At 57.1% G+C, this 8,780-nt stretch carries 8 protein-coding genes and 1 pseudogene; 4 read left to right on the plus strand and 5 right to left on the minus strand.

The genetic code is table 11. The features are described 5' to 3' along the window. Positions 1-1,198 precede the first annotated feature (1,198 nt). Entirely contained in the window at positions 1,199-3,121 is a 1,923-nt protein-coding gene (locus AC1RLZ_RS29630; RefSeq protein WP_493191595.1) for a hybrid sensor histidine kinase/response regulator, read from the minus strand. Between the two features lie 600 nt (positions 3,122-3,721). On the opposite strand from AC1RLZ_RS29630, the gene AC1RLZ_RS29635 reads away from it, so the two are divergent. Both AC1RLZ_RS29635 and AC1RLZ_RS29640 read left to right on the plus strand, forming a co-directional pair. Further along, a complete protein-coding gene (locus tag AC1RLZ_RS29635; RefSeq protein WP_493191586.1) occupies positions 3,722-3,946 on the plus strand; it encodes a hypothetical protein in 225 nt (74 codons plus the stop codon). A 17-nt stretch (positions 3,947-3,963) separates the two neighbouring features. Continuing rightward, complete coding sequence (locus AC1RLZ_RS29640; protein WP_493191587.1) at positions 3,964-4,194, plus strand: DUF6894 family protein; 231 nt, start codon at positions 3,964-3,966, stop codon at positions 4,192-4,194. 578 nt (positions 4,195-4,772) lie between these two features. Here AC1RLZ_RS29640 and AC1RLZ_RS29645 read toward each other — a convergent pair. Next, complete coding sequence (locus AC1RLZ_RS29645) at positions 4,773-5,009, minus strand: hypothetical protein (RefSeq protein WP_493191588.1); 237 nt, start codon at positions 5,007-5,009, stop codon at positions 4,773-4,775. Between the two features lie 736 nt (positions 5,010-5,745). On the opposite strand from AC1RLZ_RS29645, the gene AC1RLZ_RS29650 reads away from it, so the two are divergent. Beyond that, positions 5,746-6,096 (plus strand): hypothetical protein, encoded by a 351-nt coding sequence (locus AC1RLZ_RS29650; RefSeq protein WP_493191589.1) that lies wholly within the window; start codon positions 5,746-5,748, stop codon positions 6,094-6,096. A gap of 699 nt (positions 6,097-6,795) precedes the next feature. Here the strand turns inward: AC1RLZ_RS29650 and AC1RLZ_RS29655 are convergent. Beyond that, positions 6,796-6,972 carry a hypothetical protein gene (locus AC1RLZ_RS29655; RefSeq protein WP_493191590.1) on the minus strand — a complete coding sequence of 59 codons (177 nt, stop codon included), beginning with the start codon at positions 6,970-6,972 and terminating at the stop codon, positions 6,796-6,798. Positions 6,973-7,314: 342 nt separating this feature from the next. Between AC1RLZ_RS29655 and AC1RLZ_RS29660 the strand changes: the two genes are divergently transcribed. After that, positions 7,315-8,112 carry a metallophosphoesterase gene (locus AC1RLZ_RS29660; RefSeq protein ID WP_493191591.1) on the plus strand — a complete coding sequence of 266 codons (798 nt, stop codon included), beginning with the start codon at positions 7,315-7,317 and terminating at the stop codon, positions 8,110-8,112. A gap of 260 nt (positions 8,113-8,372) precedes the next feature. Here AC1RLZ_RS29660 and AC1RLZ_RS29665 read toward each other — a convergent pair whose 3' ends face one another. Beyond that, positions 8,373-8,618 (minus strand): DUF6634 family protein, encoded by a 246-nt coding sequence (locus AC1RLZ_RS29665; protein WP_493191592.1) that lies wholly within the window; start codon positions 8,616-8,618, stop codon positions 8,373-8,375. Positions 8,619-8,629: 11 nt separating this feature from the next. Beyond that, positions 8,630-8,780: pseudogene (locus tag AC1RLZ_RS29670) on the minus strand (IS481 family transposase); the annotation flags it as partial.

Here is an 8,780-nt window from a genome sequence, read left to right on the forward strand (position 1 = left end):
ATTGTTCGCGGCGGCGACGGAGCGCGAGCGGCGTACGATCGCCGAGATCATCGAGCCCCAAGTGCCGCTGCGTCCGATGAACGTCCGGAAGCGAGGTCGTCAAGGACTGCCGGCACGTCGGCCTGTCGCTACGTGGCCCCCGTAACGTTCCTGCGCGAGGATCTCACTGCGCGCTCTATCGTGACCTGCGCGGAGGCGGTGGCGGCGCGCGATGGACGATGGCTGACGGCGGTGGGTCTCGTCTTGGTGCGGGAGCAGCCTGGGTCGGCCAAGGACGTCATGTTCATCGCGATCAGGACGAAAGCGGCATTGCCAACCTCGCGTCTGGACGTCGCTTTACGAACGCGAGCGCCGCATCGCCCTCGGGGCTTCCATGGTGGTCGTGAAGAGACGCGTGTGGCGGGAAGGCGACGTCGTTCACCTTGTAGCACACCATTTGACCATACCTGTCGGCCGAACTCGCGGGCGCGGGAGACCGCGATGACGCCTTTCGGCTGCCACATGGGCGCCGCGACGAGTTCCATCATGGTGGATCGCCCGACGCGAGAGGCCCGCCGCCTAAGAGGCTTCCGAACTATATCTACATACCGGACCTCCACATCGTCGGCAGCGGTTCTGCGCGCGCGAAATTATCTTCATCCGGCATGGCGTCGTGCTTGGCACCGTCGCTTTCAACGCCTGAACGGCGCACATGAGGCCATCGTCAGTCGCGTAGAGGCGGCCGGGTCTATGTGTGGAATCTGTCGTCGCGGGGCGAGCGTGGCAAAAGAACAGACTTACCAATTTCGAGCCAACCGCCTTTCGCGTCCAGCGTTAGGCAATCCAGCTCATTCGGCAATGCTGATATGTAAATCAAAAAAAATACCACGTTTCCAGAGAGGAGTGTCCAGCGTGACGTGTTATCACCGGGAGCTGGGCAGCCTGCTGAGCCGACTGAGATGACAGTCAACATGATGGTCGCTGATTAAATCAAGCGCCCGATGCTTCCACATTTCCGCCTCCGCTAGAAATTTCCAGCCTTCCTCAGGATAGAACCAGGCGCGTTGTCGGCACATGCTCTCCATGGCTCGCGCGCGTAGAAGCTCTTTCATCGCTTCCTCCTTACAGAACAGCCTCATTCTGCGCCAAATGAGCCGGACGTAAAGAGGGAGGAAAAATAAACTGCCAGAACTACCATCGGCCAAGCGAGGCAAATTTCTTACCTTGATAGCGCGCCCTTCGGTCCACGATGAAGGGCTGTTTGTAAGGCAGCACTCAGCTCATGAAGCTCGTAAGGCTTTCGCAACAGCAAAAATTCTGAGCCCAGTTTTCGGGCTGCTTCACTGTAGCCTGTTGCGAGGACGACGGGAATGTCCGGGTAACTCTGTCTAAGATGCCGGGCTAGGCCGAGACCATCCAATTTTCCAGGCATCACGACATCGCTGAAGACGAGGTCGAAGCCGTCGTGCTCGATCGCGCGCAATGCGGACTCCGCGTCCGCCACGCATTTCACGCGATATCCCAACTCTTCCAGAAACACGACGCTGGAAGTGGCAACATCCGGGTTGTCTTCAACAAGAAGCACATTGGCGGCGCCTTCGGCTAGAACCTCTGCTTCGTGCGCACCTGCGTGGCCCTCGCCACGCGGAAGCTGAATGGTGATTTCCGTGCCGGCGCCGAGCTTGCTTTGGATTTCGACAAGACCGCCGGCCTGGTTGGCAAAGCCATGCACCTGCGAGAGCCCCAATCCTGTTCCTTTGCCGACGGGCTTGGTCGTGAAAAACGGATCGAACACCTTCGCAATGACATCCTCTGGAATGCCAGTGCCGGTATCAATCACTTTGATATTCACATACTCACCTCTATCCTCTCCATTCCAGACCGAATAGTTTTCTGCCGTAATCGTCAAGGTGCCACCGTCGGGCATGGCGTCACGAGAATTGATGCCGAGATTAATGAGTGCGGTCTCGAGTTCGGTTGGATCAGCGAAGACCGGCCAGACCTCGGCAAGTACGGAGATTTCGAGCTGGATCGCACTACCCAGAACCGTCGCCAAAACTTCGCGTACAGCCTGCACCGCCTCTCCAACGTCAAGCAATACTGGATCGACTTGTTGACGTCGCGCAAAAGTCAGCAGCTGGCGCGTCAATGCCGCGCCGCGACGAACGCTTGTCTCAATCGCTCCTGCTGCCTCGATCACGCGGGGGACCACGGCATGCCGCTTGATAAGGCGAACGTTACCAGTGATTGCCATAAGCAGGTTGTTGAAATCATGCGCCACTCCGCCTGTCAGCTGACCGAGCGCATCCATTTTCTGCGCTTCCGCCAGCTGCTTTTGCATACGTTCGAACTGCTGCGCTGCTTGTCGTCGTTCTGTGATGTCGCGCGTGATCTTGGCAAACCCGATCAGCTCGCCTGCGTCATTGCGGACGGGATCAATGACCACGCTCGCCCAAAAGAACGTGCCGTCTTTGCGGACGCGCAAGCCTTCTTCTTCGTAGCGGCCCTTTTCACGCGCAATGCTTAGAGCACGCGCCGGTTTTCCTGCGTCCCGGTCCCCGGGGGTGTAAAAGCGCGAAAAGTGCTGACCGATAATTTCATCAGGAAGATAGCCTTTTATCCGCTGACCGCCGAGGTTCCAGCTGGTGACGTGGCCTTCCGGATCAAGCATGTAAAGCGCGTAGTCTGTTACATTGCTTACCAGCAGGCGAAAATGATTTTCGCTTTCGCTCAATGCGGCGCGGGCATGCAGCCGTTCGGTGATGTCCCGCGTGATCTTGGCAAAGCCGACAAGGACATCGTTTTCATAAATGGCGTCAATAACGACGGACGCGAAAAATCGCGTACCGTCCTTCCGCATTCGCCAGCCTTCCGCTTCGAAGCGCTTATTCTGACGCGCGGCCTCCAACGCGGCGGCAGGAAGTCCGGCTTTGCGATCCTCCGGGGGGTAGAATACAGAAAAGTGCTGGCCCACGATTTCGTCCGCGCCATATCCTTTGATCATCTCGGCACCCGCGTTCCAATTTGACACGATGCCGTTAGTGTCGAGCAAATAAATTGCGTAATCTGTGACGCCTTGAACGAGAAGCCGAAAGGCACGCTCGCTTTCGAAAAGATCGCGATCGTTTTTTGCTGTTGGCATCATTTACCTTCCGTGCACTCTCCCGCTCGGATTGGCCGACGTAACCGCCAATGCGTCGGGCGAGGAGCGAGTCGTCGAAACAGAGTAAGCCGCTCTGTATCGGAGCCACAAGAACACTATTTTCGGTCGAACTCGGAACCCAAGTGTGCTCTTAGAGATTGTCTCTTCTGACTTTGCGGCTGTTGGTTTACGGCCTAAACCAAAACTTCCCAATGAGTGAGAAGGTAGAGCCGCGACGTAAGCAGTCGCGGCTCTATCGCCTCAGGCCTTCATCTTCTGCCTGAGAACAGCGTGTAGATCAGCGATTGCAGCTAATAACGGTAGACTGCGACCGATCCATTGTCGATCGGTTTCGCCAGCGTCAGCCTCGCGCTATGCGCTGATCGATCGAAGCAGTCTAGAACGAGGTAAACGTTCCGATCGCCGAAGTTCGGCACGATCGATGGTGTCCACCGCGACTGACGCATACTCGGTACTCCGACCAACTAACGACTATTTCAAGCTGGGCAACCGTAGTTCGTTCGGAAGCTGTCGGGAACTAATTGATCGAATTCCCGTTTTCAGTCTGCCGCGGTCTTACGGTGCTTGGAGTTGAGACGAATGGCTACCAACAAACAGAGGCGCGATAATGCCCGCAAAGGCGCTGCGAAAGCGCAGCCAGCCCAAAACTACAATGGGGCGCCTCGACCTGGACGAAGCGGACGTCCGGCGATTCATGGCGATCAAGAAAGCTCAGAAGTCAGCACCGAAGAAAGCTGCTGCCGTGAAGAAAAAGACTGCCAAGAAAACGGCGGTCGCCAAGAAATTCAAGGGCGTTCGCCGTGAGAAGGGGACCCGGTAAATTGCGGTACTTCTTTAATTTGATGGACGGGACGAAGCTTCCCGATCATAGCGGCACTGATTTTGCGACGGACGAGGCGGCGATCGCACACGCCCGGCTCATCGTTTCCAACATCTTGGCCCTGTCGCCCCATCACAACGGGCCGCAACGCTTTGTTTCAGTTGTGCAGGAGGACGGTCGCGAGGTGGTTCGCCTGCCGGTCCATAAAGAACATTCTCGCTCGGATGATTGATCCGCCAGTGGCGTCGTCGAGCCTCGATGGGCCCATCTCCCGCAGATGAGCCCTCACTTTGCGGACGCTTGGCAGCGAAATACCGAGATCGTTGGCCTTCCTCTTCACCGATGTTAGAGACCGGCCCAACGCTGCCGCGGCTGGCAGAGCAGTCGCCCCGTGGTCGACCTGGACTTCAACCTGGCGACATCTTGCGCATCCCATGGTTTTGCAAGTAGGCATCTGGTCACGGCTATCTCGCTTGAGGTCGCAGCTCGCCATTCAACCAACACTGGACTTGGACCGCCGCATCAGGCTCAACGGCGGCGTGAATGAAGCTGCACTTTGGGCGTTCGTAGGAATGCGGAACGAAGCCGTTCTCGGGGAGGGACCATCTGATCCAAGAAGCGGAGGCTCCGCAGTTTGGGCAAGGTAGTTCCGGATGCGTCGCATGGCCAACACTCTTTAGTAAAACCGTAGGGCGTTGCTTCATTGCGATCGTTAGTTTTGAACAACGGCGGACAACACGGTGGTCGGCTTGCCGGGCGGCGGCGATCCACCGCCACCCGACAGCGGCATATTCGAGCTTCGAGAGATAGTTAGCTCTCGGTGCACACCTTAATGGACTTCATGCCGTTTTCGGCTTCAGTCCTCGTCTTGAAAGTGCCATTGCTCACGATCGTGGTGGTTGTTGTCGTCGGCTTCTTATCGACGATGGTGCACTTTTTCGTGCTGGCGTCGCGGACCACATAATACTCAGTCGAAACCGCCGCCTGGCCAAACGCCGCAGTAGCAGCGAAAGCTGAAACGGCGGAGGCGATAAGAAACTTCTTCATAATATTCCTCCATTTGCATGCGGCACATAACCTCCGCTCGTACTAAATAAGGAGAATTGCCGAAAGTTCCCGATTAATATCCATGGTAGTTGACCTGTGGGGCTCGGTCGGCGATGGCGCCGGTTGGGCGAGCGCAGGTAGGCAGACAACCCCGACACAATGCAGCAATGGTGCATCGGATTGCCAAAATATCCCGGTCAAGGAGACGTTGTTTGCTCTCTGGAATTAAATGCTACTTCTCAATGTGCTCGTGGTCTTGAGACGCGGTTGAGCCCAAAGGCGGCGAGATGGAAACCCCGCAAGTATCGTTTTCCCCGTTAGCGAGCCCTGCCACCGGGCTTCTGCATTAAGAACAGCTTGCGCCGCCGGGCCGATTGGCAATGCCCATGAAACCAATGTGACGGATGTACGTCATCCATCACAATGAAAAGGTCACGCTTCAAACCAGTTCTAATCGCCTACGTCGGTGGGTGCATTATCTACACTGTCGTGCAGGCCGTGGTCGGTCTTCGGCTCGGCTTTACTGGGGCCGCTTGGCTTCATGGCTCGCTACTCCACGCTCTATACTCCCCCTGGTGGCCGCTGTTGCTAGTGTATCATCTGGCGCAATAAGGGTGTCTGTTTGGGAGTTTCTCCGGTTGCGGTTGCAGAGTAAGCAAGCGCGATCGGTGCGCTCGGTCGGGAACATTCGGCAATCCGACGGGTTGGGCTTCCACCCAACGGAGGAGTTTGAATTATGAGAAATCTGGTTGTTTCACTCGCCGTCGCCGTCGGCGCCGGCGCTCTGCTGTCGTCTGGAGCCAACGCGGCGCCGCTCACCCTCAGTCCTTCGATGCAGCCAGACACCGGCATCGAACAAGTGCGTCTGGTGTGCGACGACTACGGCCGTTGCTATCGCACCCGCGGCGGTCGGCGTGTCGTCATTCAACAAGACTACGGCGACCGCTACAATTACGTGCCACGAGAGCGTTACGTCGAACGCCGCGGATACTATGACGGCGGCTACTACAACAGTGGCCCAAGCGTTGGAATCGGCGTCGGCCCGGGTGGTGTGGGCGTAGGCTTCGGCGTCGGTCCGCGCTGGTAGGATTACCCGCGAGGATTGCGGCCCCTATAATTTGGAAAAACGGCTGCGGAGTTCCTCTGCAGCCGTTTCGGTTTTGGCGCTGCATATATGCACGGTCACTGTCAGGAATGTTCGGCGACTGCAGTTCGGATCGGTTTCAAAATTCGCCGAGTAGCGTTCGCGGAGTTTTCATTGCTTTAAATAATCCAAGAGAAATGGTGGATATGAAGATCCTGAAAATGTCTGCCGTCTGCGCTCGCCACCTTGTTGGCTACCTCGTCTCCTCTGGCCGCTCAGACGAGCATTCCCCCGGGGGGGGGGGGGAGCGGTTGGCGGGACTTATGCTTCGACTGGCGGAGCGGGCGGCACTTCGACATCACCGACGGGGATAGGATCATCGATCGCGGGCGGCGGGAGCGCGGCATCTGCAGACGGCGCGCGCGATCGGGCAGTCAGGGGAACGGTCCCGTCCTGAACTCGGACAGCCGGGCCCAGGCCCATGACGGCGGCACCTTCAGTCGTTCGCAGAGCCGGACCAAGGTGAAGGTGGGCGAAGAAGTCCAGTCCACCACGCGCCCGATGGAGTATCAGCTTGGCTCGGCTCGAAGTTCTCGATTTCCGCGCAATAACAAGCTTCTTATTCATGAAGGGGCGCCCCGGAGCATCCGGAGCGGCCGTTGCACTAGCCCATTAGCGCCGAGATGGCACCCTTGGTCTAGGTTAACTGGTCTCCGGCGCGTCGGCGTCGTTCAGTTCGACAATGGCGATTTGCTTTTCAAGCTCCGATGCTACGGCCTCCAATCGCTGCATAGTCAGCGGGTCAAGCGGCAAAATGATTAGCCGACGCGCCTGCGCCAGCCGCCGATAGAGTTCCTCTTTGTTGCGATCGTCCGGCACCCTACATCCCCTTCCCGACGTCTAGGTACGGCGGAAGAGACGTTTTGGTTCTATGCAGGCCCAGTTTTTTGCTTGAGCACTGCGACCCTGCGAGCAAGGTGTCAGAGTTTGACGTCGTGACCCCGGAGATCGTATATCTAAGTATCTCGACATGGGGCCGCGACTAGAATGAAGCCGACTTCAGAATCAGTACACTAGTGTCCATCGCCTACCAGGCCGAACCGGAACGCCGAGAATAGGCGAACACCGAATCCGGGAGATGACGCCGCGCTGGTCGCGCGGCGTTATGACCTAGACTGAGATCGAGTTTAAATTCCACCCTTGAAACGCTACATTAGCAGCATGAAGATCTTCATTGCTTCGGATCTGCATGGCGAGATCAGACCTCACGGTTACAAGGTCCCCGATGGTCTCGATTTTGACGTGGCAGTTTTTGCTGGCGATATTGGTCGAGGCCCGTCCGCTATTGATTGGCTTCTCAGCCAGACCGCTCTCTGCAATCGACCCGTGTTGTTCGTTGCCGGGAATCACGAATTTTATGGCGGGCTGTTGCAGGATCAGGTCGCACTGATCCAAGCCGCGACTGCTGGAACAAATATCACGTTTCTCGACGCAAGCGTTGTGCCCGTCATCGATAATGTTCGATTTCTTGGTTGCACTCTTTGGACAGACTACATGTTTATGGCCCGCAGTCAGATCGAAGGCTTCCGCGCCGGAGCGTCAATCAACGATTATCGCTTCATTACGACCGCGGATGGTGTCGAATTTCCGCGCCCATTTACGCCGAAGGAAGCTTTCCGTCGGCACTGGAGAGAACGCCAGTGGCTGATTGATCGTTTGGCCGCGGGGCACGAGGGTCCCACCGTCTGCATCAGTCACCACGCCGTTCATCCCGGTTCGCTTCATCCGCGACACGTAGCTTCCGGGCCAGTGAACGCGTCGTTCATCTCGGAGCTGGGAGGAATCATCGAAGAATACGCGCCGACCCTATGGATCCACGGTCACGTACATGACACACATGACTATATCGTGGGAGGAACCAGGGTTGTCTGCAATCCTCGTGGTTACGAGCGGGGAAACGGATTGCCAGAGAATGTCGGATTCATTCCCGACATGATTGTCGAGATAGGCGATAGGTAACGCGATTGCAGAGTTGGTGAGCGTGAATGCGAGATAGGTACGTTCTGAATTTGATCCAGCAATCGCGACATCAACTATAAACGCATCTGTCAATCCTGATGAGGTCGTCCTTGACCAGCTCGATGCCTGTTTTCATATCGAGTTGATCGGCTGGGCGGCGTCGCTCAAGTCCGAATACTGGATTCTGCGGCTACCGTTGAGTTTCCTCCTCGGAGCCAAACAGGTCAGTGACGAGAGCGCATATCCCCGCACGCTGAAGATCAGGAGGAACGCGTGCTGCCATAAGGACGTCCTAATCGATACCAACGCGAATTCGTGCGAGCCACGCCGATCTCTTCCACGAGCAGGCAAAGATCGCTTGTGATGATCGAGCGCCCGCCGCCGGGAAGAGTTGGGTGATCCCAAACCATTCCCGTCAGACAGGCGGCGCTCCGAGACGTCCGCATCCAGTTGTCGAGAACAGGAGCATTCTCGCTAATGTTGATATGACCATCAGAGAAAAGCATCAGGTCTGTCGCTAGCTGTGGAGCCTCAACAGGTTGTCCTCGGTTAGGCCGAGTCTGCTGATGGGCGTTCGCGATTTTATACCGGCATGGGGCCGATGCCAGTTATATCGGTGTAGCCAGATTGGAAGCTCCTCGGCGCGGCGGTCTGATGTGGGATAGGCC

It is taken from the genome of Tardiphaga sp. GW822-FHT04G09, assembly GCF_058800725.1.

Bases quoted from the DNA above. Each gene is read 5' to 3' on its own strand.
- AC1RLZ_RS29630 (WP_493191595.1), bottom strand. From the start codon at position 3,121: ATGCCAACAGCAAAAAACGATCGCGATCTTTTCGAAAGCGAGCGTGCC.
- AC1RLZ_RS29635 (WP_493191586.1), top strand. From the start codon at position 3,722: ATGGCTACCAACAAACAGAGGCGCGATAATGCCCGCAAAGGCGCTGCG.
- AC1RLZ_RS29645 (WP_493191588.1), bottom strand. From the start codon at position 5,009: ATGAAGAAGTTTCTTATCGCCTCCGCCGTTTCAGCTTTCGCTGCTACT.
- AC1RLZ_RS29650 (WP_493191589.1), top strand. From the start codon at position 5,746: ATGAGAAATCTGGTTGTTTCACTCGCCGTCGCCGTCGGCGCCGGCGCT.
- AC1RLZ_RS29660 (WP_493191591.1), top strand. From the start codon at position 7,315: ATGAAGATCTTCATTGCTTCGGATCTGCATGGCGAGATCAGACCTCAC.
- AC1RLZ_RS29665 (WP_493191592.1), bottom strand. From the start codon at position 8,618: ATGCTTTTCTCTGATGGTCATATCAACATTAGCGAGAATGCTCCTGTT.